General features: G+C 71.0%; 15 protein-coding genes. 6 read left to right on the top strand and 9 right to left on the bottom strand.

Annotated elements, in window-relative coordinates:
* Nucleotides 1–14 precede the first annotated feature (14 nt).
* Nucleotides 15–968, top strand: coding sequence for a PfkB family carbohydrate kinase (locus tag ACIBW6_RS09450; protein WP_399058451.1), 954 nt, complete (start codon nucleotides 15–17; stop codon nucleotides 966–968).
* A 463-nt stretch (nucleotides 969–1,431) separates the two neighbouring features.
* On the opposite strand, the gene ACIBW6_RS09445 is transcribed toward ACIBW6_RS09450, so the two are convergent.
* Nucleotides 1,432–2,961 carry a helix-turn-helix domain-containing protein gene (locus ACIBW6_RS09445; RefSeq protein WP_399058449.1) on the bottom strand — a complete coding sequence of 510 codons (1,530 nt, stop codon included), beginning with the start codon at nucleotides 2,959–2,961 and terminating at the stop codon, nucleotides 1,432–1,434.
* 113 nt (nucleotides 2,962–3,074) lie between these two features.
* The gene (locus tag ACIBW6_RS09440; protein ID WP_399058447.1) at nucleotides 3,075–3,284 is read right to left on the bottom strand and encodes a DUF4236 domain-containing protein; all 210 of its coding nucleotides are present in this window, start codon (nucleotides 3,282–3,284) and stop codon (nucleotides 3,075–3,077) included.
* Between the two features lie 391 nt (nucleotides 3,285–3,675).
* Between ACIBW6_RS09440 and acnA the strand changes: the two genes are divergently transcribed.
* Entirely contained in the window at nucleotides 3,676–6,390 is a 2,715-nt protein-coding gene (acnA, locus tag ACIBW6_RS09435) for an aconitate hydratase AcnA (RefSeq protein ID WP_399058445.1), read from the top strand.
* Nucleotides 6,391–6,490: 100 nt separating this feature from the next.
* On the opposite strand, the gene ACIBW6_RS09430 is transcribed toward acnA, so the two are convergent.
* The 5 genes from ACIBW6_RS09430 to ACIBW6_RS09410 all read right to left on the bottom strand — a co-directional run bounded on the left by ACIBW6_RS09430 (nucleotide 6,491) and on the right by ACIBW6_RS09410 (nucleotide 9,110).
* Nucleotides 6,491–6,829, bottom strand: a complete 339-nt coding sequence (locus ACIBW6_RS09430) for a lysine transporter LysE (protein WP_399058443.1) — start codon at nucleotides 6,827–6,829, stop codon at nucleotides 6,491–6,493.
* Between the two features lie 58 nt (nucleotides 6,830–6,887).
* Nucleotides 6,888–7,106, bottom strand: coding sequence for a translation initiation factor IF-1 (gene infA / locus ACIBW6_RS09425; RefSeq protein WP_356492940.1), 219 nt, complete (start codon nucleotides 7,104–7,106; stop codon nucleotides 6,888–6,890).
* Nucleotides 7,106–7,870, bottom strand: a complete 765-nt coding sequence (locus tag ACIBW6_RS09420; RefSeq protein WP_399058441.1) for a GNAT family N-acetyltransferase — start codon at nucleotides 7,868–7,870, stop codon at nucleotides 7,106–7,108. Before ACIBW6_RS09420 ends, infA begins: the two co-directional genes overlap by 1 nt.
* A 179-nt stretch (nucleotides 7,871–8,049) precedes the next feature.
* Complete coding sequence (locus tag ACIBW6_RS09415) at nucleotides 8,050–8,289, bottom strand: DUF397 domain-containing protein (RefSeq protein ID WP_399058439.1); 240 nt, start codon at nucleotides 8,287–8,289, stop codon at nucleotides 8,050–8,052.
* On the bottom strand, nucleotides 8,286–9,110 hold the full coding sequence (locus ACIBW6_RS09410) for a Scr1 family TA system antitoxin-like transcriptional regulator (RefSeq protein WP_399058437.1): 825 nt from the start codon (nucleotides 9,108–9,110) through the stop codon (nucleotides 8,286–8,288). Before ACIBW6_RS09410 ends, ACIBW6_RS09415 begins: the two co-directional genes overlap by 4 nt.
* 114 nt (nucleotides 9,111–9,224) lie before the next feature.
* Between ACIBW6_RS09410 and ACIBW6_RS09405 the strand changes: the two genes are divergently transcribed.
* The 4 genes from ACIBW6_RS09405 (at nucleotide 9,225) to ACIBW6_RS09390 (ending at nucleotide 16,795) form a co-directional block, all read left to right on the top strand.
* Nucleotides 9,225–9,686: an ATP-binding protein gene (locus ACIBW6_RS09405; protein WP_399058435.1), complete on the top strand. Its 462-nt coding sequence runs from the start codon at nucleotides 9,225–9,227 to the stop codon at nucleotides 9,684–9,686.
* A gap of 24 nt (nucleotides 9,687–9,710) precedes the next feature.
* A complete protein-coding gene (locus ACIBW6_RS09400; RefSeq protein ID WP_399058433.1) occupies nucleotides 9,711–12,920 on the top strand; it encodes an NACHT domain-containing protein in 3,210 nt (1,069 codons plus the stop codon).
* 90 nt (nucleotides 12,921–13,010) lie between these two features.
* Nucleotides 13,011–15,218 carry an ATP-binding protein gene (locus tag ACIBW6_RS09395; protein WP_399058431.1) on the top strand — a complete coding sequence of 736 codons (2,208 nt, stop codon included), beginning with the start codon at nucleotides 13,011–13,013 and terminating at the stop codon, nucleotides 15,216–15,218.
* The gene (locus ACIBW6_RS09390; protein WP_399058429.1) at nucleotides 15,215–16,795 is read left to right on the top strand and encodes an ABC transporter substrate-binding protein; all 1,581 of its coding nucleotides are present in this window, start codon (nucleotides 15,215–15,217) and stop codon (nucleotides 16,793–16,795) included. The genes ACIBW6_RS09395 and ACIBW6_RS09390 overlap by 4 nt, the downstream gene beginning before the upstream one ends.
* 106 nt (nucleotides 16,796–16,901) lie before the next feature.
* Here the strand turns inward: ACIBW6_RS09390 and ACIBW6_RS09385 are convergent, their stop codons facing one another.
* On the bottom strand, nucleotides 16,902–20,729 hold the full coding sequence (locus tag ACIBW6_RS09385) for a GH92 family glycosyl hydrolase (protein ID WP_399058427.1): 3,828 nt from the start codon (nucleotides 20,727–20,729) through the stop codon (nucleotides 16,902–16,904).
* Between the two features lie 183 nt (nucleotides 20,730–20,912).
* Entirely contained in the window at nucleotides 20,913–21,245 is a 333-nt protein-coding gene (locus ACIBW6_RS09380) for an STAS domain-containing protein (RefSeq protein ID WP_399058425.1), read from the bottom strand.
* Nucleotides 21,246–22,222 lie beyond the last annotated feature (977 nt).

Below are 22,222 nucleotides of genomic sequence, written 5' to 3'. Positions count from 1 at the left end.
ATGTCGGCGCACCGATGAAGAGGGGCGTCGACGAGAAGTCATCATTGTCCGGCGCGCGGGTCGTGGTGTGCGGAGCCTTGGCTTTCGACGAGATTCTCCAGGTCGAAGGAACGTTGTGGCCGACCGATGATCACCCGGCTTCCGTACGCCGGTCCTTTGTCGCGGTGAAGGCGCACACCGCTTTCGGTGGCTGCGCCGGCACGATCGGATACGCGCTTGCAGGTCTTGGACACACTCCTATCCTGGTTGCGTCCATCGGACGCGACGCGGGTGCGTATACACGACACTTGCGTAATCAATCGGTCGACCTGTCGGCCGTCATGGAGCACCCCGATCTTCTGACCGCGCGATGCGTGGTGTTGACGGACGTCGCCGGTGCCCAATTGATCGCCTTCCATCCGGGGGCAGTGGCCAGGCACGCCCCGGTGCCGACCAGCGCGGCTGGTGCTTCGTTGGCGATGCTGGCTCCCAGCACCACCACGTCGGTGATCCGGCAAATGCAGTCCCTCAAACATCAGGGCATCCCAGTACTCTGGCTGCCCTCCCACTCCGTCGCCGACTACCGGAACGAACAGCTTCGACAGCTCCTGGGGGCTGCGGACTACGTGATCGTCAACGAGACGGAGGACAGAACGGTTCGGGCTTCATTGCAAGCGAGCGCGGACGAAGTGTCCGGGCTCCTCAGCGCCTACATCGTCACGCTTGGCGACCGGGGGTCCGTCTTGCGTGCCGACGGCCGGGTGCAGCATATTGCCCCCGTCCCCGCCACGGTCCAGGACCCGACGGGGAGCGGGGATTTCTACGCGGCCGGCTTCGCCCACGGAGTGCTGAGTGGCTTGGACCTCGTTACCGCTGCCATGTACGGCTCGGTGATGGGGTCGCTTAACGCAGCGCACAAGGGCACGCAGACGTTCCCGGTACGCCCCGCTGAGATTGCGGCCCGGTTTGCTGCGGCTTACAACGGCTGACACAGAGGGTGCATCGGCACAAATGGCCGTGTCTGGCACGGATGTTGTGCGTGGTGGAAGTAGAAAGTCGCCACGCAGCCGCAGTGGGCCCGCCGTATAGCCGCTGGGCCCAGCCAGAACACCGGAAGAGGGGGACGTGGTTTCCTCGCTAGGGCCGAGGCGGTGCTGGCTCACAGCCCTGTGTGATCACTGGCAGGCAAGGCTCATCGCGTGCAGCCCCGCTGACCGGTGGCTACAGAAGTGACATGCGTGGGTGACCCGATACGGGTGCAGACCAAGCTTTCCGGCGGCTGTCGGCCAAGTCTGCGCAACAGGACTTGAGAGGAGGGCAATGGTCGAACGAGGAACTGGAGGCTGGTGGATCACAAGTTCCCCCCGAGAGGTCGCCGAGGGCGCCTCTGCACCCCTCCCCGCCCCACCCTCGAGCGGAAGGCCGGGGAGGGGCTGGGTCGGCGCTTGAGGGTCAGATGTCCCGGAACGTCTCGATCTGCGCCCCCACCGAATTCAGCCGCTCCGCCAGATCCTCGTAACCCCGGTTGATGACATACACGTTGCGCAGCACCGACGTGCCCTCCGCCGCCATCATCGCCAGCAGCACCACGACCGCGGGGCGCAGCGCCGGGGGGCACATCATCTCGGCGGCGCGCCAGCGGGTGGGGCCCTCGACCAGGACGCGGTGCGGGTCGAGGAGCTGGAGGCGGCCGCCGAGGCGGTTGAGGTCCGTCAGGTAGATCGCGCGGTTGTCGTAGACCCAGTCGTGGATGAGGGTCTGGCCCTGGGCGGCCGCCGCGATCGCCGCGAAGAACGGCACGTTGTCGATGTTCAGGCCGGGGAACGGCATCGGGTGGATCTTGTCGATCGGCGCCTCCAGCTTGGAGGGCCGGACGGTGAGGTCCACCAGGCGCGTGCGCCCGTTGTCGGCGGGGTACTCGGCCGTGCGGTCGTGGTCGAGGCCCATCTCCTCCAGGACCGCCAGCTCGATCTCCAGGAACTCGATCGGCACCCGGCGCACGGTCAGCTCGGACTCGGTGACGACGGCGGCGGCCAGCAGGCTCATCGCCTCGACCGGGTCCTCGGACGGCGAGTAGTCGACGTCGACGTCGATGTGCGGGACGCCGTGCACGGTGAGGGTCGTGGTGCCGATGCCCTCCACCCGTACGCCCAGGGCCTCCAGGAAGAAGCACAGGTCCTGGACCATGTAGTTGGACGAGGCGTTGCGGATCACCGTGGTGCCGTCGTGCCGGGCGGCGGCCAGCAGCGCGTTCTCCGTGACCGTGTCGCCGCGCTCGGTCAGCACGATCGGGCGGTCCGGCGCGACGTCCGCCTGCACCTCTGCGTGGTAGAGCCCTTCGGTCGCCGTGATGTCCAGACCGAAGCGGCGCAGCGCGATCATGTGCGGTTCGATCGTGCGGGTGCCGAGGTCGCAGCCGCCCGCGTACGGGAGCTGGAAGCGGTCCATGCGGTGCAGCAGCGGGCCGAGGAACATGATGATCGAGCGGGTGCGGCGGGCCGCGCTCGCGTCGATGGCGCCCATGTCGAGCCGGGCCGGCGGGACGATCTCCAGGTCCACGCCGTCGTTGATCCAGCGGGCGCGCACGCCGATGGAGCTGAGCACTTCGAGCAGGCGGTAGACCTCCTCGATCCGCGCGACCCGGCGCAGCACCGTGCGCCCGTCGTTCAGCAGCGCGGCGCACAGCAGCGCGACACACGCGTTCTTGCTCGTCTTCACGTCGATCGCGCCGGACAGCCGCCGGCCGCCGACCACCCGCAGGTGCATCGGGCCCGCGTAGCCCAGGGAGACGATCTCGCTGTCCAGCGCCTCGCCGATCCGGGCGATCATCTCAAGACTGATGTTCTGGTTGCCGCGCTCGATGCGGTTGACGGCGCTCTGGCTGGTGCCGAGCGCCTCGGCGAGCTGACTCTGTGTCCAGCCCCGATGCTGGCGGGCGTCACGGATGAGCTTGCCGATGCGTACGAGGTAATCGTCTGCCATGCCGGAAGGCTATCTCACATATGAGATGCCGCATCTCGGCCGGTCCGTTCCGGACTCCGTACGGGGGACCCGGAGCTGGGGATCCGTGTGGGGCACGGACCGGCCGGACCGGTTCAGCGCTGCCGGGTCCTGCGGGCCTTGGTCGTCTTGCGCCACCCGAAGGGGCCCGGCAGGTCCATCGAGGTTGTGCGGCGGCCGGTGCTGCTGTGCGTGTGCCGCGGCCCGTGCGAACCGCCGCCCGTCGTGACCGACCACGACTTGCGGTTGATGTTGAGGCGCACTCCCGGCAGTATCCGGAAGCTCTTGCGGAACGTGAGCGGCATGGGTGCGGGCTCCTTCCGTACGGTCCGTCCGTCCGTGCGCTCCGCATACCCCGGCGCGCCGCGATCAGTCGGCCGGGCCGAAGGGTGGCAGGCGGCCCGGCGGCCGGGCGCGCTGGTGCTTCCCCCGGCCGCGTACGACGATGGGAGAGGTGTGTGGGGGCGCGCGCACGGGGGCGCGGACGGCACCGCTTGAAGGCACCACGGGGTGATGTACTAGAGTTATCTCGACATCGAGATATCTGCCGAGGCGCACCGCGGCCGCTTGGCACCGCCGAACTTCTGACGGCAAGGGTAGTAAGGGTTACCTAACTTAGCCTTACCTCAGCTGATCGGCAACGTGGCGTGGCGGCAGGATTGCGGTGGAACGCGCACATAAATGAAGGAGACTGTCGTGTCGGCGAACAGCTTCGACGCCCGCAGCACGCTGCGCGTGGGCGACGAGTCGTATGAGATCTTCAGGCTGGACAAGGTCGAGGGCTCTGCTCGCCTTCCCTACAGCCTCAAGGTGCTGCTGGAGAACCTGCTCCGCACCGAGGACGGCGCGAACATCACCGCCGACCACATCCGTGCCCTCGGCGGCTGGGACTCCCAGGCCCAGCCCGCGCAGGAGATCCAGTTCACGCCGGCCCGCGTGATCATGCAGGACTTCACCGGCGTGCCCTGTGTCGTCGACCTCGCCACCATGCGTGAGGCCGTCAAGGAGCTGGGCGGCGACCCGGCCAAGGTCAACCCGCTCTCCCCGGCCGAGCTGGTCATCGACCACTCCGTCATCGCCGACAAGTTCGGCACGAAGGACGCCTTCGGCCAGAACGTCGAGCTGGAGTACGGCCGCAACAAGGAGCGCTACCAGTTCCTGCGCTGGGGCCAGACCGCCTTCGACGACTTCAAGGTCGTCCCCCCGGGCACCGGCATCGTCCACCAGGTCAACATCGAGCACCTGGCTCGCACGGTCATGGTGCGGAACGGCCAGGCGTACCCCGACACGCTGGTCGGCACCGACTCGCACACCACGATGGTCAACGGCCTGGGCGTGCTCGGCTGGGGCGTCGGCGGCATCGAGGCCGAGGCCGCGATGCTCGGCCAGCCGGTCTCCATGCTCATCCCGCGCGTCGTCGGCTTCAAGCTGACCGGTGAGCTCAAGCCCGGCACCACCGCCACCGACCTCGTGCTCACGATCACCGAGATGCTGCGCAAGCACGGCGTCGTCGGCAAGTTCGTCGAGTTCTACGGTGAGGGCGTCGCCGCCACCTCCCTCGCCAACCGCGCCACCATCGGCAACATGTCGCCGGAGTTCGGCTCCACCGCCGCGATCTTCCCGATCGACGAGGAGACCCTGAACTACCTGCGTCTGACCGGCCGCGACGCCCAGCAGGTCGCGCTCGTCGAGGCGTACGCCAAGGAGCAGGGCCTCTGGCTCGACCCGGCCGCCGAGCCCGACTTCTCCGAGAAGCTGGAGCTCGACCTCGCCACGGTCGTCCCCTCGATCGCCGGCCCGAAGCGCCCGCAGGACCGCATCGTCCTCGCCAACGCCGCCGAGCAGTTCAAGACCGACGTGCGCAACTACGTCGACTCGGTCGACGAGGCCGGCAAGGAGTCCTTCCCGGCCTCCGACGCCCCGGCCACCACGGACGGCGTCCCGTCGAACCCGGTCCTGGTGACCGCCCCCGACGGCTCCACCTACGAGCTGGACCACGGCGCGGTGACGGTCGCGGCCATCACCTCCTGCACCAACACCTCGAACCCGTACGTGATGGTCGCCGCCGCGCTCGTCGCGAAGAAGGCCGTCGAGAAGGGCCTGACCCGCAAGCCGTGGGTCAAGACCACCCTCGCCCCGGGCTCCAAGGTCGTCACCGACTACTTCGACAAGGCGGGGCTCACCCCCTACCTCGACAAGGTCGGCTTCAACCTCGTCGGCTACGGCTGCACCACCTGCATCGGCAACTCGGGCCCGCTGCCCGAGGAGGTGTCGAAGGCCGTCAACGACCACGACCTCGCCGTCACCTCGGTCCTCTCCGGCAACCGGAACTTCGAGGGCCGCATCAACCCCGACGTCAAGATGAACTACCTGGCGTCCCCGCCGCTGGTCGTCGCGTACGCCATCGCGGGCTCGATGAAGGTCGACATCACCAAGGACGCGCTCGGCGTCGACCAGGACGGCAAGCCCGTCCACCTGGCCGACATCTGGCCGACCGGGGCCGAGGTCAACGACGTCGTGGCGAACGCCATCGGCGAGGACATGTTCAACAAGTCCTACCAGGACGTCTTCGCGGGCGACGCCCAGTGGCAGGCGCTGCCGATCCCGACCGGCGACACCTTCGAGTGGGACAGCGAGTCCACCTACGTCCGCAAGCCCCCGTACTTCGAGGGCATGACGATGGAGACCACCCCGGTCTCCGACATCACGGGCGCCCGCGTCCTCGCCAAGCTGGGCGACTCGGTCACCACCGACCACATCTCCCCGGCCGGCGCGATCAAGGCCGACACCCCGGCCGGCAAGTACCTCACCGAGCACGGTGTGGAGCGTCGTGACTTCAACTCCTACGGCTCGCGCCGGGGCAACCACGAGGTCATGATCCGCGGCACGTTCGCCAACATCCGCCTGCGCAACCAGATCGCGCCGGGCACCGAGGGCGGCTACACCCGCGACTTCACGAAGGAGGACGCCCCCGTCTCCTTCATCTACGACGCCTCGCGCAACTACATCGAGCAGGGCACCCCGCTGGCCATCCTGGCCGGCAAGGAGTACGGCTCCGGCTCGTCCCGCGACTGGGCCGCCAAGGGCACCGCGCTCCTCGGCGTCAAGGCCGTCATCGCCGAGTCCTACGAGCGCATCCACCGCTCGAACCTCATCGGCATGGGCGTACTGCCGCTCCAGTTCCCCGAGGGCCAGTCCGCGTCCTCGCTCGGCCTCACCGGCGAGGAGACCTTCTCCTTCACCGGCGTCGAGGAGCTGAACAACGGCACCACCCCGAGCACGGTCAAGGTCACCACCGACACCGGCGTGGAGTTCGACGCGGTCGTCCGCATCGACACCCCCGGCGAGGCGGACTACTACCGCAACGGCGGCATCATGCAGTACGTGCTGCGCAGCCTGATCCGCAAGTAGGCGACAGGTCGCAGTAGTTGGGGCCGCGCCCGGGGGTTGCCCGGGGCGCGGCCCTTCGCGTCGCGCCGTCACGCGTGGTGCTTCGCGAAAAGCGGTCGGGTCAGACGCAGCCGCAGCCGGACGCGTAGAACAGCAAGAACGCCACCGTGCAGGCAGTCACCACGACCAGGGTGGTGGTGACGGCGGCCAGGACGCGGTGGCCGCGCCCAGGTACGGACTTCCGGTACAGGCGCCACACACCATGGGCGAACAGCAGGCTGAACACCCCGGCTCCGGCGAGCGTGCCGCGCGGGCTGAACGACCAGCTCAGGTACGCGATTCCCGCCAAGGCCGCCAGGAGGGCGCACGCCAGTACCGTGAGCACCACCTCGGCCACGGCGTCCCCCACGGTGTCCGTCAGGAACTCCCCAAGGCCCTTCCAGAATCCTTCTACGCGCATCCCCATCCACCCCACCGTTTCGGTCACCACCTGCTCCCGGACAGCACCGTGCGTCGGGTCAGTTGCGGTAGCGGTAGAGGATCCGGCCGCGCGTCAGGTCGTAGGGGCTCAGTTCCACCAGGACCCGGTCGAACGGCAGGATCTTGATGTAGTTCTTGCGGATCTTGCCGCTGATGTGGGCGAGCACCTTGTGCCCGTTGGTCAGCTCCACTTGGAACGTGGCGTTGCGCAGGCACTCGGTGACGGTGCCCTCGATCTCGATACCGGTCTTTGACATCAGTGAAGTACGACCTCCAGGTTGGTTCCGACGCGTTCCGCGCCGATGCCGTCGAACAGTGCGGCGGCGGCCGTGTTGGCCGCGCCGATCTCGGCCGTGGCCCGCTGGATTCCGGACCGGTGCAGGGAGTTCAGTACGTCCGCCAGGAGCGCCCGCGCGATCCCGCGCCGCTGCCGGTCCGCCCGTACGGCGAGCAGCCCGATCCTGGGCTGCCGGGGGACCGGGGCCACCCGGAGCAGCCCCGCGTACCGGGCGCCCTCGGCGGCGACCGCGTACTTCGTCGGGTCGACCACGGTGGCGTCGTCCAGGCGCGGCAGCACCTCGGCCGGCATCTCCCGCCAGCCGAGCGTCCCCTCGACCTCAGCCCTGATCGTACGGTCCAACGCGCGCAGGGGGGCCTTCTCCGCCGCACCCAGCGGGAGGATCGTCACGCCCTCGGGCGGGCGCGCCGCGCCGAGCCCGGTGATCCGCGGGTCGGTCGGTACGCGGTACACGTGCTCGGTGCGCGCGGGCGTGAACCCCGCCCGCTCCCACTGGGACGCCAGCGCGGTGTCCGCGGTGTCGACCAGGGTGTACAGCGGCCTCGGCAGCTCCGCCAGCATGGTGGCGGCCAGCCGGTCGAACGCCGAGTCGTGCCAGGCGTCGATGCTCAGGAAGGTCCGGCCGTCGTGCCTGCGCCAGGTCTCGCCCCGGCCGACCACCTGGTCGTCCTCCAGCGCGTGCCAGTGCCGGTCGGCCACGCGGGTGATCTCTGTGGTGTCCATAGGTCTCTGCCTCTCGGAATCGCCCAGTACGGGCGCCCCCGGCGACCTATGTCAGTGGCCGGCCCGTGAGAAGGAGGAGAGCACCCACGTGCGTACTGCTGTCATGGGTCCCACCTCCTCGGAGTGCGTCACGGTTCGCGCCAGACTGTAGGCGACGTGCTGCCGCTGCGTCCACGCAATTAGGCGCGGGGCAACTGGAGGAAGGCCGCCCAGGCGCGGGGCGCCACCGTGAAGTGGGGGCCTTCGGGGTTCTTGGAGTCGCGGATATGGATGGTGGTGGGGTGGGCGGCGACCTCTACGCACTGGCCGCCATCGCTGTTGCTGTAGCTCGACTTCCGCCAGTCGTACGCCACTTCGAGGCACTGGCCGCCTTCGTCGCTGCTGTAGCTCGACTTGAACCAGTTCAGTGCGGTGCTCATTGCTCTCCTGTAAGCCGATCCAGCAGGCCCTTGGTGTCCTGGGGACTGAGAGCCTGCGAGCGCAGCATCGCATATTTCCGTTGCAGGATGGACACTTCGCCGGGGTCGGAAACCCACTGGCTGCCGCGCTGCGACTCGGTGTAGGCGAGGTGTTGGTGCTCCGGCGTTTCCAAAAGGGTGAACGGGCCCGAGTCTCCGGCATTCTCTTCCGCATCAAGCGCCATGACCTGCAAAGACAGACCGGGCAGGTTCGCCTGCTCGCGGAGGTGCCGCAACTGCGCTGTACGCACAGCGGGTTCGACGAATGCCATTCTCAGTGCCGGCTCCCACACGACGCAGCTCAGTGTCGGCGGGTACTTGCGGTGCAGGATGTCCTGACGGTCGATGCGCGCCGACACTCTGGTCTCGAACTCGTCCGTGCTGTACGCGGGTACGCGCTGCCGGAACAAGGCGCGGGCGTACTCGGGAGTCTGGAGCAGGCCAGGTACGACGGCCATGTCGTACCACGACAACGCGATAGCCTCCCGCTCATGCGCCATGTACTGCTCGGCGTAGAGCGGGAACTGGTCGATCTCCGGCATGGCCCGCACCGCGGTGGCCAACGCGCCCTTGGTGTCCAGGAGCCGATCCATCTGCTGGGCGGTGTCCAGGAGCAGCGGCCGCCTGCCCTGCTCATACGCCGCGATCGTGGACTCCGCGATCACCAGTTCGGTGGCCAGCGTCGCCTGGGTGTACCCGGCCGCCTTGCGGAACAGGGCGAGCAGCTCACCGACCATCCTCAACGCCGACGGATTCTTCGGCGGACGCTTCCCAGGGCTCATGACGGTCAATCTCCCCGCCCCCACTCCCACTCGACCCCACGGGAACCCCGACAAATAATCTGTCGGGGTCGACTCACTGTCCCGAGTGAATCACCCTCCGCGACATTGGCGCCCATGAACGAGCCAACCCGCGAGCGCTTCTACCGCCGTGAACGTCAATCGGTCCCCGCGGCCCGGGAGTTCACCCGAGCCGCCCTCACCGCCTGGGGAGAGACGGCCCGCGCGGACGACATCCTGCTCTGCGTCAGCGAACTCACCACCAACGCGCTGCTCCACGGCGTACCGCCCGGCCGGGGCTTCCTGCTGCGGATCACGCGCGACGAGGCCGACGGCTCCGTCCGCGTGGAGGTCCACGACAGCGGCACCGGAACCCCGGCCGTCCCCCGGCGGAGCGCCACCGCCGAGCACGGGCGCGGGCTGCTGCTCGTGGCGGCGCTGGCCGACGCGTGGGGCGTGGGGGAGCGGGACCCCGGCAAGGTGGTGTGGTGCGTGTTCGGCCCCGCCGGCCGGTCCGCGCGGTCGCCCGCGACCGACGGTGCGGGGCCCTATGGTGGACGGCGTGCGTGTGCACCCTGAGGCGCGCGCCGACGGGGGTGGGCGGTGGAACCGGGTGCGGTGGGGCTGCGGATCGCGTCCGCGGTGGTGGTGCCGTTGCTGAAGCGGCTCGTGCTGCCGCCGCCCGCGGCGCCGGGGGCCGAGTTCACCGAGCGGCCCGTCCGCATCCGGCACGTGCTCTCCTTCGTGGGCGACCACCCGACGGTCAGCCGCGACGACCTGCACCGGCTCGCCCGCGAACTGGTACGGCGCGCGGTGCGCGCGGCGGGACCGCACGAGCGGCCCGTGCAGGACGACGAGCATGACGCCGTCGGCCAGGCCCTGACCCGCACCCTGTACGCCTTCGGCGAGCTGGACATGGACGACGTGGGCGTCTTCCTGCTCGGGCCGGCGAAACTCGCCGCCGCCCTCTCCCGGCAGGCCGGGCCCGACACCCGCAGGCTGCTCACCCAGGACGCCGCGCTCTTCCACGACCGGCTCCTGGAGACGGCCTGCGTCCACCTGGTGCGGTTCTTCACCCAGCGGCCCGGTTTCGAGGCGCGGGCCCGGCTGGAGGACTCCCGCGAACTGCGCGACATCCACGCCACCCTGGACGTCGTGCTGCGCCGCGTCTCCGGCGACGACCACGCCGCGGCCGACGCCCGCTTCGAGGAGGACTACGCGCGCTACGTCGTCCGGCGGCACGGCAGGCTCACCATCCACGGCATCGACCTGCGCGACCCCGGAGGCCAGGAATGGCCCCTGGAGTCCGCCTACTTGAGCCTGCGGGCCGTCGCCACCCCGGCCCCCGACGACGGCACCTCCGAGGCACCCGACGACGAGCGGGGGAGCGGCGCGGAGGAGAGCGTCGAAGCCGCCCTCGCCACCCGCGGACGCGTCCTGCTGCACGGCCTCGCGGGCACCGGCAAGACGACCCTCGTGCAGTGGCTCGCGCTCACCACCGCCCAGCAGGACAGCGTGCCGGGCCACCTGCCCCAGCTTCTGGGCCGCGTCCCCTTCGTCCTGCCGCTGCGCACCCTCGCCCGCGACGGCGCCCGGCTCCCGCTGCCCGACGACTTCCTGCGCTGGATGGACTGCCCGCTGGTGGGCACCGCGCCCGACGGCTGGGCCACCCGCGTCCTGCTGAACGGCCGGGGGCTGCTCCTCATCGACGGCCTCGACGAGATCCCCAGGGACGACCGGGCCCGCACCCGCACCTGGCTGCGCGAACTGCTCGGCGTCTTCCCCGGCAACCTGTGGCTCGCCACCACCCGTCCCGCCGCGCTCGGCCCCGGCTGGCTGAGCGCCGAAGGGTTCCACGAGATCACCCTGGACGCGCTGCGCCCCGGCGACCTGCGGCACTTCATCCGGCGCTGGCACGCGGCGGCGGGCGCCCGCCCCGGCCTCGACGAGGAGCTGATCCAGGCCCTGCGCGCCGGACCCGGCCTGAGCCGGCTCGCCACCAACCCGCTGATGTGCAGCCTCATCTGCGCCCTGCACCGCGAGCGCCGCGGCTTCCTGCCGCGCGGCCGCGCCGCCCTCTACAAAGCGGCCCTGTCGATGCTGCTCGAACGGCGCGACATGGAGCGGGAGGTGTACGGCCGAGGCGGCGCCCCCGAGCTGGACGAGGAGGCCGCCACCGAGCCGCTGAAGCGCCTCGCGTACTGGCTGATCCGCAACGAACGCACGCAGATCGAGCGGGCCGACGCCGTGGAGGTGGTGCGCCGCCTCCAGCCCCAGGTACCGAGCCTCGGCGGTCTCGGCGCGCCCGAGGACGCCCTCCAGTACCTGCTGGAGCGCTCCGGGCTGCTGCACGAACCCGCCGTCGGCGCGGTCGACTTCGTGCACCGGACGTTCCAGGACTACCTGGGCGCCAAGGCCGTACTGGAGGAGCGGGACTTCGGGCTGCTGGTGAAGAACGCCCACGCCGACCAGTGGGAGGACGTGGTGCAGATGGCCGTCGCCCAGGCCGATCACAACGGCCGCGCCGACCTGCTGATGCGGCTGAGCGACCGCGGCAGCCGCGAGAAGGACGTCACCGTCCAGACCCGGCTGCGGCTGCTCGCCCTCGCCTCCCTGGAGCAGGCGACCCGCCTGGAACCCGCCGTCCGGCGCACCATCGAGACCGAGGCGGCCCGCCTGCTGCCGCCCCGCAGCCTGCGCCAGGCCCGGGTGCTCGCCCGCACCGGCCCGCTCCTGCTCGGCCTGCTGCCCGGCGCCGCGGAACTCGACGGCGACGAGGAACTGGCCACCGTGCACGCGATCTGCCAGATCGGCGGGGACGCCGCCATCCCGCGGCTGCGCGAGTTCCTCACCACCGGCCAGTCCGCCGTGCGGGCGCAGCTCCTCGGCCACTGGGACCGCTTCGACACCGACACCTACGCGGACGAGATCATCCGCCCGCTGCTCGCCACCGGCCCGCACGAGCCGGTCACCGTCCGCTCGGCGGCCGAGCTGGCCGCCCTGGCCACCATGCCCGGCTGCGCGCACGTCGGCGTCCACGGCGACTTCGACCCCGCGGCCGTGCGCGCCGCCCTCGACCCGGGACGCCTGCGCGAACTGCGGCTGCGCGGCGCACCGCGCCTGACCGAGCTGACCTTCCTCGGCGACTTCGCCGCCCTCGAAGGGCTGACCCTGCAAGGCTGCCGCAACCTCACGGACCCCGCCCCGCTCACCCGGCTGCCCCGGCTGCGGAGCCTGGCCCTCGCCGACCTGCCGCAGTTCGAACCGCTGTCGGACCTGACCGGCTGCCGCCGCCTCGACGCCCTGCACGTCGGCGCCGAGGTCCCCTGGCGCGGCATCGCCGACCTGCCCTACCTCGACCGGCTGCGGACCCTCGCGCTGCCCCCGGGCACCGTCGAACTCGGCGACATCGCCCGCGGCACACACCTGGTGGAGCTGCGCCTGCACGAGGCAGGCGACAAGCTGTCCCCCGACGACTGGGGCGGGGCGCTGGCCCGGGCCGCGGCCCTGCGCACCCTGACCCTCTCGGCGGAGCAGCTGAGCGTGCTGCTCTTCGGCCGGCCCACCCAACTGCCCGCCGTCACCCACCTGTACGTGTACGCCAGACCCGGCGCCCCCGTCTCGCTGCGGCGCATCGCCCGCCGGCTGCCGAACCTGGTGGAGCTGCACGTCACCCAGGGCAGCGACATCGACCTGTCGTCCCTGAAGGCCATGGGCGCCCTGCGCCGCGTACGACTCGCCTACACCCGCGGCGTGAGCGCGGCCGAACACCTGCCCGCCGGGGTCGCCCTGGAGGTCTATCCGCAACCGTGACCGCCGGGGATCCGTCCCCACCGGTAAGTTCATCCATGTACACGGCAGTTGGGCGGGCCGGAGCAGACCGAGGGGAACCGGGGCACTCTGATGAGCAGGTCGGCAGGGCCAGTTCTGTACGCACGCGACCCCGTGGTGCGCTGGCTCGTCCCCTCGCTCACCGGTCTCGCCTACGCCGAACGGGCGCGCAGCAAGCGGGAGTTCGGCGACGACGTGCCCGTCGTCCTGCTCACGGGCCAGCACGGCACCGGCCGCAGCGCCGTCCTCGAAGCCCTGGCCCGCCACTACCACCGGCGTCTGCCCCTCGCCCACGTCCGGATCGCCCCCGCCGGCACCCCCGGCGAGCCGCGGGACGCGCGGCCCGTCCCCGCGGGCGGCCCGGAAGCGGCGCGCGCCGCGGACCTGGTCGAGATCATGGAGCAGCTGGTGTGCGCCTTCGCCGCCCTCGGCCGCTTCCCCGTGCTCCAGCCCGGTCTCTTCGCCGTCTCCGGCTGGCACGCGGGCGACGCCGAGGAGCGGGACGCCGTCTGCGCCCGCCACGCCCGCCTGCTCATCGCCTGCGGCCTGCGCACCGGCGACGAGCGGCAGGTGGCCCGCGCCTGGGCCGCCCAGGTGGAGGCCGACATCGCCGCGCACGCCGGGACCACCGGCGACGCGACCTCCGCGGCCGACGGGGCCCGCGAAGCCCCCGCGGCCGACGCGGCCGACGAAGCGGACTCCCTCCCCGTCACCCGGGCGATCCTGCGGCAGCTGGAGACGCTGCGCCCGCTGGGCCCCGCCCGCCAGTGGTACGAGCGCCGCCGCGTCCCGTCCGGCGCCGCCGCGGACCCGCGGGACGCGCTGGTCGAGCTGGGCCGGCGCTTCCACCGCGGCGGCGACTACCGGCGCGCCGCCGAGCACGACCTCATGGCCGCCCTCCTCCAGGAGGTCGCCGCCGCCTACAGCGGGGTGCGCCGCTGGAACCGCGAGCCCTGGCCGCTGATCCTGCTCGACGAGGCGCACACCGCCGCGGGCCGGCGCTTCCTCGAACTGCTCCTGGACCACCGGGCCGCGCCGGGCCGCCCCGTCCGCGACCGGATCACGCTCGTCGCCACCCGCCTCGGCGAGGTGCCCGAGGAAGAGGCCCCGCACGCCGTGCGCCGCGGCCTCGACGACCTGCTGCCCCCGGCCGGCGGCCCGGGCCGCGGCCACACCGCGCATGTCTGGCGGCGCACCGGCCACGATCCGTCCGCCGGACTGCTCGTCGTGCCGCTCACCCCGCTCGGCCGCGACGACGTCCTGGCCATGCTCGACCGCGCCTCGCCCCGGCTGCTCCACCCCCATCTGGCCTCCGCGCTGCACGCGCTGACCGGCGGCCACCCGCTGGCCGCGACGGTGCTGTGCGACGCGGTGGTGCACGCCGCGGGCGAGGACCGGACCGTCACCCCCAAGGACCTGCTGGACCTGCGCACCGCGAGCGGCCGGCCCGTCACGCAGGTCCTGCTGGAACACCTGCTCCCCGACCGGCGCCGGCGCGAGCGGCTCGTCGTCCTCTGCCTCGCCCGGGACCACCGGGCCGCCGAGGCGCTCGCCGAGGACCTGGGCCTCGACGGCCCCGAACAGCTGCCGGTGAACGCGGCGGCCCGCTACCTCGTGGAGCGGCGCTGGCAGCATCCCGTACCGCCCGAACAGCCGCTCGTGGCACACGCGTTGCTCCAGACGGTGCTCGTGCACGAGGCCCGGCGGAGCCTGCCGGCCGGCGGCGCGCCGCACAGCTGGCACGAGATCCACCGCTTCCTGCACCTGCACCATGTGCGGCGCGCCGACACCGGGGAGGCCGACGCGCTGCGGCACAGCCTGGCCGCCGGGGACGCGGCGCAGGTGGTGGACATGCTCGCCGACGAGTTCGGCGCGGAGGAGGCCGAACAGAGCGTCGAGCACTGGCTGAGGTGCCTGCGGCGCTGCGCCGGCGCCCCGACACCGCCCCCGGGCAGCGCCTCCGACGGCGGCACCCCGTGGACCGACCAGCGCGTGGAGATCGCGCTCGGCGAGCACGCCGCCCGCTACACCCACCTCGACGAGGCGGGCCGGGGCATCAACCGGCTCCTGCACGCCCTGTGGTACCTCTCCGAGCCGTACGCCGACGCGGCCATCGACCCCGACGCCGAGCTGCTCTGCCAGGCCGTCGGCGACGAACTCGGCTTCCTCTCCCGGCGCCACCCCACGTGGTACGCGGCGCTCGGCAGGGGCGCCCGCGACTGGCCGCCCGCCGCCCGCAGGAAACAGCCCCTGCCCGTCCCCGGCAGCGAAGGATCATGATGTTCAGTGGCCGGCCCAAGGAGTGGGGCCCGCTCGACTGGTGCGTCGCCCTGGTCGTCGTCCTCGCGCTGACCGGCGGCGTCGTCCTGTGGCAGCAGACCCGGCCGGGCCCGTGCGGCGACGGCATGGACCTGCGCGGCGACGACTGCGTCGGCGTCACCGAGCGGGCCTTCGACACCGGCGACGCCACCACCGACCGGCTCGTGGACGCGGTGGCCGACGAGAACGCGCGGGTGCGCCGCCAGTGGGAGGACCCCCAGGACGGCGCGGCCCGCATCCCGTACGTGCGGATCGCGCTCATGATGCCGTTCACCTCGGACTCCACCAGCGCCATGACCCGCGAGATGATCCAGCGCGGCCTGGCCGGGGCCCTCGCCGCGCAGCAGCAGGCGAACCGGGCCGCGGGCCCGCACTACCAGCTGCTCCTCGCCCCCGACGGCCGCGACCTCGACCGGTGGGAGGAGCTCGTCGACCGCCTCGACGCGCTGACCCGCGACGAGAAGGCGCCGCTGGTCGGCGTGACCGGCATCCCCAGCAGCACGACCGAGACCAAGGAGGCCGTCGCCGAGCTGTCCGCCCGCGCCATCCCCACCGTCGGGCCCGTGATCACGGCGGCCTCGATGAACTCCGCGTACTTCTTCAAGACCTCGCCCAACAACGAGCAGTTCGCCGAGGCCCTCGCCCGGTACCTGACGGCGCACCCGGAGAAGCGCCGCGGCTTCCTCGTCTGGGACAGCCACGAGGGAGACGTCTACTCACAGAACCTGCGGGCCGTCTTCGAGGAGCGCTTCGACGCCGCCTACGACCTCAGGACGAACACGTCCCACTTCATCGGCTCCTCCGGCGACGACCAGGGCATCCCGCAGCGGTTCGCCGACGCGGCCGAGAAGATCTGCCGCAGCCGGGTGGACACCGTCTTCTTCGCGGGCCGCGACCAGGACCTGCCCGCGTTCATCGACCGCCTGGCACAGACCGGCAGTTGCGACGGGAGCTGGAAGCTGCGCATCCTGAAGATCGGCATCGGCCTCGAACCCACGCTGAGCACGGACGCCATCGAGCACAGCCTGGACACCGTCCACGCGACGATCGTGGACGCCGCCGCCTACGACCCCGCCTGGGCCGACGGCAAGGGCGACCCGCCCCGGGGCTCCGCCGCCTTCCTGACCCGCTTCCAGCAGCTCGCCGCCGCCCACGGCCTCGGCCGCTCAGCGCTCTTTGACGGCTACGCGGCGATGTACTACGACGGCTTCGGCCTGCTCGCCGGCGCCGTCGACCGCACCTACCGGGAGATCTACGAGGGCGGGCCGGCGACCCCGGCGCCCACCCGGCTCCCGACGGCCAAAGACGTGTACAGCACCCTGACCACGTCGACCGTCGACAAGGCGACGTGCAGCGGCTGCCTGGTGGGCGCGAGCGGCACCTACGGCTTCACGGGCCCGGGGGAGAACAATCAGTGGGCGCTCTGCAAGCCCGTCCCGGTCGTCACGTTCCCCCCGGCGCCGGACACCGCCGCCTCGAAGCGGCGCGCGCCGTACCGGACGTACCGCGGCGACAAGGCGGGCGCCTGCCCCTCCTGAGGTCTCTGCGGCCCGCAGCCCGTCCGCCCCCGCACGCACGCCAGAGGCGGACGTGGACCCGCCACGCCCGCCCCTGGACCCACCTCACGCGCTCACGGCGAGCGCGTCACGACAGCAGCTCCACCTCCGCCACCGTCGGCGCGTCCCCGGTGAAGACCAGGCGGTAGTGCCGGTGCGCGCCCGGCGCCGCGACCGTGAAGGCCCGCGTCTGCTTGTCCCACGCGAAGGACTCGCCGGAGCGCTTGTCCACCGGCTTCCAGGACGTGCCGTCGTCCGAGGCCTCCAGGGTCCAGGCCGTGGGGGCCTTCGCCTTGTCGGCCGAGGTCAGCGTGTACTGCACGGCCTTCGTGCCGTCCGCGCCGACCGGCAGCTCCACCGGCTGCGCCACGCTCGCGCTCGTCGCCGAGGAGTTGTCGAACAGCGCCCCCGACCCGGTGATCGCGTCCTTGCGCGGCGAGGGCACCTTGTCGTCCTGCGTGATCGAGGTCGGCGCCGCGTCCTTGCCGGTGCCCCACGCCGACGGCTTCGAGCCCATCGCGAACTCGATGACCCCGCCCCTGGCGACGACGGAGTGCGGCAGCGACGTCTTGTTCCACGCCTTGCCGTTGACCTTCAGGCCCTGCACGTAGATGTTCTTCGCGCTGTTCTTCGGCGCCTTGATGACGAGCTTCTTGCCCTTGTCCAGGTGCAGCGTCATCTTCGTGAACTGCGGGGAGCCGATGGCGTACTCGCCGCTGCCCATGACCAGCGGGTAGAAGCCCATAGAGGAGAAGAGGTACCAGGCCGACTGCTCGCCGTTGTCCTCGTCGCCGTGGTAGCCCTGGCCGATCTCGCTGCCCGTGTAGAGCCGGGAGAGGACCTCGCGGACCTTCTCCTGCGTCTTCCACGGCTGGCCCGCCGCGTCATACATGTACGTGACGTGGTGCGCGACCTGGTTGGAGTGGCCGTACATGCCCATCCGCACGTCCCGCGCCTCGGTCATCTCGTGGATGACACCGCCGTAGGAACCGGCGACGTCCGACGAGCCGGTCTCCGGCGTGGAGAAGTACGTGTCGAGCTTCTTCGCCAGGCCGCCGCGGCCGCCGTAGAGGTTCGCGAGGCCCTTGCTGTCCTGGACGGCGGTGAACGCGTAGCCCCAGGCGTTGGTCTCCGTGTAGTCGTAGCCCCAGATGGCGGGGTCGAACTTGTCGGAGGCCACGCGCCAGTCGCCCTTGGCGTCCTTGCCCTGGAAGAAGCCCGTCCCGGCGGCCTTGTCGTCGAACATGTTCACGTAGTCACGGGCGCGGTTGAGGAAGTACTCCGACTCCTCCTTGTACTGCTTCTTGCCCGTCTTCTTGTAGAGCGCCTGGCCCATCTGCGCGATGCCGTAGTCGTTGAGGTAGCCCTCCAGCGCCCACGACAGGCCCTCGTGCGTGTCGGAGCTCGTGTAGCCGAGGAAGGGCGAGGTCTCCATGCCCTTGCGGCCCACACCCGACTGCGGCGGCACCACGGTCGCGTTCTTCACCGCCGCCTTGTACGCGTCCTCCGCGTCGAAGTCGACGCCCTTGACGTACGCGTCGGCGAAGGCGACGTCCGAGGACGTGCCGGTCATCAGGTCCGCGTAACCGGGCGAGGACCAGCGCGAGATCCAGCCGCCGTCCTTGTACTGCTGCACGAACCCGTCGACCAGCTCACCCGCCTTGTCCGGCGTCAGCAGCGAGTACGCGGGCCAGGTGGTGCGGTAGGTGTCCCAGAAGCCGTTGTTGACGTACGGCTTGCCGTCGACGATCTTCGCGCCGGTGTGTGTCGGCGTGTCGGGGCCCGTCATCGGCGAGAACGGCGAGGCGTACTGCGACTTGGAACCGACCTGCTCGAAACCGGAGTTCGGGTACAGGTACAGCCGGTAGAGCGAGGAGTACAGCGAGGTCCGCTGGTCCTCGGTGGCACCCTCCACCTCCACCTTGTTCATCAGCGCGTCCCACTGGGCGCGCGCCGCGTTCCGCACGGAGTCGAAGGACTTCTTCTGCGGCAGCTCCTGCGCCAGGTTGGCCTTCGCCTGGTCCAGGCCGATCAGCGAGGTCGCCAGGCGCAGCGTGACCGTGCGGTCCCTGCCCGCGTCGAAGGTGAAGTGCCCCTTCACGCCGGAGGACTCGGCGTCCTTGACGGGCTTGTCGAAGACGCCGTAGACGAACAGCCGCGTCGCGCCCGTCGACAGGCCCGACTTCACGTCCGAGTAGCCGGTGACGACCCCGTTGGCCTTGTCGAGCGTGAGGCCGCCCTGCTCGGAGACGTTGTCGAAGACCACGCTCGCGTCGTCGCCCGGGTAGCTGAAGCGCAGCGCGGCGGCGTGGTCGGTCGGCGTCATCTCCGCCTTCACGCCGTTCTCGAACCGCACGCCGTAGTAGTACGGCTTCGCCGTCTCGTTCTCGTGCTTGAAGGGCAGCGCGCGACCGGTGCGGGAGGTGTCCACCGTGGCCGCGGCCGAGGGCATCATCTGGAACGTCTGCCGGTCACCCATCCACGGACTCGGCTCGTGGCTGGCCGCCAGCGCCTCCATCGTGGGCAGGTTGTCCGCGTTGTTGTCCCGCGCGTAGTCGTACAGCCAGCTCAGCGAACCGGCGTTGGTCACCGGCGTCCAGAAGTTGAAGCCGTGCGGCACGGCCGTCGCCGGGAAGGTGTTGCCGCGCGAGAAGCCGCCACTGGAGTTGGTGCCCCGCGTCGTGGACGCGTAGTCGCTCAAGTGCGCCTTGGGACGCACCGGTTCGGCCTGGTCGACACTGATGTCGTCGACCCAGCCGCGGAACTTCGAGGGCCCCTTCGGGGAGTCGTACGCGACCAGGATCCGGTCGATGGTCTTGCCCGCGGCGACCGAGCCGATGCCCGAGCGCACCGCGTTCCACTGGTTCACGTACAGCCGCTTGGCCGCGCCCTGGCCCTGCGGCGTCAGCAGCCCGCCGTTGGAGTCGACGGCCTTCAGGTCGCTCAGGTACGTGCCGTCGGTGAAGGCGAGGTCGACGGAGACGTTCGTGGCGTCGTAGTCCAGGTCCGTGTCGGCCATCTGCGGGAAGACCTTGTACGACAGCTCGGTGTCCTTGCGCACCGCCACGTCGACGTCGAAGACCTTGTTGTACGAGTACGCGCGCCCGTCACCCTTGTGCGTGCCCGCGTAGCGCAGCGCGCGCTTGCCGGTGAAGCCGGCGCTCGCCTTGGCCGTGGGCGAGCCGCTCGGCCCGCGGTCCACGAGCGACAGCATGTCCTCGGGCGCGGGCGCCTGGTCGCCCCCGGTCGACAGCTGGAGGTCGGCGAGCTGGGTGGCGTCGGCCGCGCCGTTGTTCTTGGTGAACTCGATGCGGAAGTGGGCGTACTTGGCCGGCTTGGCGATCGTGTACGTCTTCGTCTGGAACCGCTTGTCGAACGTCTCGCCGGCGCGCGTGTCCAGCGTGGTCCACTCCGTCCCGTCGGCCGAGCCCTTGAGGGTCCAGTCCTTCGGGTCGCGCTCGTCGTGGTCGTTGGCGGAGGTCAGCGCGTACTGGCTGACCTCGGCCGGCTCGTCCAGGTCGTACTCGACCCAGGCGGTCGGGGTGAACGCCAGCCACTTGCTGCTCGACTCGCCGTCGAGCAGGTTCTCCTTGGTCTCGCCGCCGCCCGCGTTCTCGTCGCTGGCGCGGACCTCCGTGACGTGGCTGTTGACGCTGCCGGGGATGCCGCCGCTGTAGCCGCCGTCGACGCCGCTCGCCCGCTTGCCGCCGTCCGGGGCGGTGTCGACGGTGTTCAGCCAGTCCGGGGCGGGCTGGCCCTCCTCGAAGGAGGAGCTGAACTCCGTTGCGGGCCGCGGCTTGTGGGCCTGGCTCGCGGCCGCCGCCCCCTGGCCGACCGCGGTCAGTACCAGTGCGGCCGCCCCCAGGGCCGCCGTACTGGCGAGTTTGTGTCTGGATCGGATCGATCTGCCCTGCATGGGTGAGCACCCTCCCGGAGCTTCCGACAACGTTGTCAGTTCGTTGCGCAACGTCCAGTAGGGAGCCAAGGGGACAGTGGTGTCAAGGGTGTTGGCGTGTGCCGGGAGCAGGCAGGGGCCGATTCCTCCGCACGGCCCGCAGGGACGGGCGTCCCCGCCGCCGCGGCGGCGGGGAGTGCGCCGTCACGCGGGGCTGAGCCGCAGCGTCTCGATCCGGTCCCACTCCGCGGCCGCGAGCCTTTCCTGGACGCGCAGTTCGGGCGCGGCCAGGACTTTCAGGTACTGCGGAGGCGTCAGGTTGCGCGCGAGCGCGACGATGGTCTCCAGGGCGCTGTTCGCGAGGTACTTGACCTGGGTCAGGTCGATGGTGACCTCCTCGGCGTCGCGGGCGACCTCGGCCACGGCGACGGCCAGGGGGGCTTTGTGGGCCCCGACGAGCTCGCCGGAGAGGCGGACGCCGGGGACGTGGCGGAGGGGGGTGATGAGCAGGAGTTCGTCGACGAAATAGCCGCGCATGCGGGGGTCCCGGGGGCCGTGCGCCGTCCGGCCGGGAGCGAGATGAGCCGGCTGGACCGGGCCCGTCGGCGAACGGCACGTATGGAGCGGGTTCGAGTACCCGCGAAAGGCAGCCGCTGGCGTGAGGGGCCTCCCTGGCCCGAGTGGTCGCCGGACGGGTGCCACCGCGCTGACGGCGACAAAGAGTCCACGGACTGCTACGGAGCGTACCGGTGCCGGGTGGTGCCCGGATAGTCCTGCTGGGTCCAGAACACCTGCGCGGTTCTGCGGGGGAGGGGTGATATGGGGGGTGCGGGAAGCGACGGCCAAGTTGGCCGGAACACCTCTAGGATTCCCCGCCGTTCGTTCATTGCCCGAACGCAAGGGGCCCGGAAAGTGCGCCGAGATGCCCCACGGATATGTTTTCGCGCCGCTTCTCCCCACCTGGACGCGTCGGCGGCTTCTGGCTCGCGCCCTGCCACTACATGCTTTGTAGGCAGCGGAGTTGCGGAGAACGACATCTACCGGGCTGCGGCTTATTTCCGGGAGGTCTCAACTCGGAAAAGACCGACGCCCAAACCTGCATTCGATCTTGCCCAGCTCACAGGGAGTGGACTATACCTGTCGGCGTCCGGACCGGCCGCGTTCAGGCCGTGGTCGGACCCGGGGGGACCAGGGGGAATCGGCGGGGCGTGCGGACGCGTGCCGGCCGGTTGGCTCTGTCGATCCCGGAACTCCTGCACCACCCAGCTCCACCTGCGTTCCCTCGGCACGGAGCATTTCCGGAAGGCCTCCGGAAATGGGTTTCCGTTCCGGGGCCCGGGATTCGGTCCCGGCACGACACAGCACATCACCGCGGTGCCGGGGAGGATCCGGTTCACCGCCTGAGTCCTGTTGGAAGGCGAGGACTTGAGCATGGGAACCACCCCCGGCGTAGGCCATCGCGATCTGATCGAGCGGAGCGCGCCCGCGGCTCCCGCCGCGGCCTCGGCGACCGC

The sequence above is a fragment of the Streptomyces sp. NPDC049813 genome, assembly GCF_044465085.1.
In the GTDB taxonomy this organism is placed as follows: Bacteria; Actinomycetota; Actinomycetes; order Streptomycetales; family Streptomycetaceae; genus Streptomyces.
Note: the sequence above shows the minus strand (reverse complement) of the source record. Positions and strands in the feature narration are given on the sequence as shown.